Source organism: Virgibacillus sp. AGTR, assembly GCF_016919725.2.
In the GTDB taxonomy this organism is placed as follows: Bacteria; Bacillota; Bacilli; order Bacillales; family Amphibacillaceae; genus Virgibacillus; species Virgibacillus salarius.
Map to the genome: position 1 here is coordinate 1 of NZ_JAJERH010000192.1, position 435 is coordinate 435.

Annotated in this window: 1 protein-coding gene; it reads left to right on the forward strand. The window is 35.4% G+C overall.

All coding sequences use genetic code 11. The annotated features are described in order from the left end of the window. Window positions 1-142: 142 nt before the first annotated feature. A complete protein-coding gene (locus JUJ52_RS23190) occupies window positions 143-424 on the forward strand; it encodes a helix-turn-helix domain-containing protein (protein ID WP_228089265.1) in 282 nt (93 codons plus the stop codon). Window positions 425-435: the final 11 nt, after the last annotated feature.

Sequence of the window (435 nt, forward strand, 5' to 3'; positions counted from 1 at the left end):
GAAGCCGAGAAATTACGACTAGAAAACCAAAGAATGAGACGTGGGGGTTAATCCCCCTACTCTCAATAACAGTATACCATAAATAATATGGTGGAAAACATAATTAATATATTGTTAATCGTAGTTGCAGGATCATTGCTGATTGTTTGGTTACGTAAAAAATATTGGGATAGAAAAAAGAAAGGGAAGAAATAATATGCACCCTATTGACTCACTTTGTAAAGAATATGAAATGACTCGGTACGCTCTGTCAAAAAAGAGTGGTGTAAGAGAATCCGTATTTTCAAATTTGGTTCAAAAAAATTCATCGATTCAAAACATGAGGTTGGGCACACTTTTAAAAATATCTGATGCGCTGGATCTTCCAATAGGCGTATTAATTGAAAAGCTTTTACAATATGAAAAAACTGCCCCATCCGACTAAGGACGGGGCTT